The organism is Corynebacterium sp. UBA2622, assembly GCF_002339505.1.
Lineage (GTDB): Bacteria > Actinomycetota > Actinomycetes > Mycobacteriales > Mycobacteriaceae > Corynebacterium.
In genome coordinates this window covers 1-201 of sequence record NZ_DDJO01000019.1, presented here as the reverse complement: position 1 = coordinate 201, position 201 = coordinate 1, and the positions used below count along the sequence as shown (strand labels likewise).

Annotated in this window: 1 protein-coding gene; it reads right to left on the bottom strand. The window is 71.1% G+C overall.

Annotation, left to right across the window (positions count from 1 at the left end; translation table 11 throughout):
* Positions 1-201: carboxyl transferase domain-containing protein (locus B3611_RS08370; protein WP_291314629.1), on the bottom strand; the 201-nt coding region annotated here is incomplete at both ends.

Sequence of the window (201 nt, the reverse complement as noted above, 5' to 3'; positions counted from 1 at the left end):
GTTGCCGTGCTTCTTCACAGCAGGGTAGACCACTTTGCGCTCCAGGAGGCGCAGTGCTTCGAGGACCTGGGCGCGGGTGGCGGCGGGTTCGATGACCGAGTCGACGAGGCCGCGCTCGGTGGCGAGGTACGGCGTGAGGTTCTCCTCCGCGTAGGTGTCGGCGTCGACGCCGAGGGCCTCGGCGGCGGTCGGGGCGTCGGC